This is a genomic window from Streptomyces filipinensis (assembly GCF_014649495.1).
Lineage (GTDB): Bacteria > Actinomycetota > Actinomycetes > Streptomycetales > Streptomycetaceae > Streptomyces > Streptomyces filipinensis.
The window spans coordinates 1-773 of record NZ_BMTD01000087.1; the positions used below are offsets into that span (position 1 = coordinate 1).

The 773-nt window shown below is 69.1% G+C and carries 2 protein-coding genes; both read right to left on the reverse strand.

All coding sequences use genetic code 11. The features are described 5' to 3' along the window. Window positions 1–88 (reverse strand): carbamoyl phosphate synthase preATP-grasp domain-containing protein (locus IE244_RS43460; RefSeq protein WP_444545087.1); only part of this gene is annotated, 88 nt, incomplete at its 3' end. Next, a partial coding sequence (locus IE244_RS41585; protein WP_191878769.1) for a carbamoyl phosphate synthase small subunit occupies window positions 81–773 on the reverse strand: 693 nt, incomplete at its 5' end. The genes IE244_RS41585 and IE244_RS43460, both read right to left, overlap by 8 nt.

The following is a 773-nucleotide window of genomic DNA, read 5'->3' on the forward strand; positions in this document are numbered from 1 at the left end:
CGGAGTAGTCGAACTCGGCGGCCTGGCCGATGACGATCGGGCCGGAGCCGATGACCAGGACGGACTGGATATCGGTGCGCTTAGGCACGCTGGCCCTCCATCAGAGCTGTGCTCATCAAAGCTGTGAAGCGGTCGAACAGGTAGGCCGCGTCGTGCGGGCCCGCTGCCGCTTCGGGGTGGTACTGGACGGAGAAGGCGGGGCGGTCCAGGAGCCGGAGGCCTTCCACCACCCCGTCGTTGAGGCAGACATGGGACACCTCGACCCGCCCGAAGGGCGTCTCGGGGATGCCGTCCAGTGGCGCGTCCACGGCGAAGCCGTGGTTGTGCGCGGTGACCTCGACCTTGCCGGTCGTACGGTCCTGGACCGGCTGGTTGATGCCCCGATGGCCGTACTTCAGCTTGTACGTGCCGAAGCCGAGCGCCCGCCCCAGGATCTGCTGGCCGAAGCAGATGCCGAACAGGGGGGTGCCGCGCTCCAGGACGGTTCGCATGACCGACACCGGGTGGTCGGCGGTCTCGGGGTCCCCTGGGCCGTTGGAGAAGAAGACGCCGTCCGGGTGCACCGCGTACACGTCCTCGGCGGTCGCCGTCGCGGGCAGCACGTGCACTTCCACGCCGCGCTCGGCCATCCGCTGCGGGGTCATGCCCTTGATGCCGAGGTCGATCGCCGCGACGGTGAACCTCTTCTCGCCGATCGCCGGGACGACGTACGCCTCCTTCGTCGCGACCTCCTCGTAGAGGCTCGCGCCCTTCATGTGGGGCTGGGCCTGCAC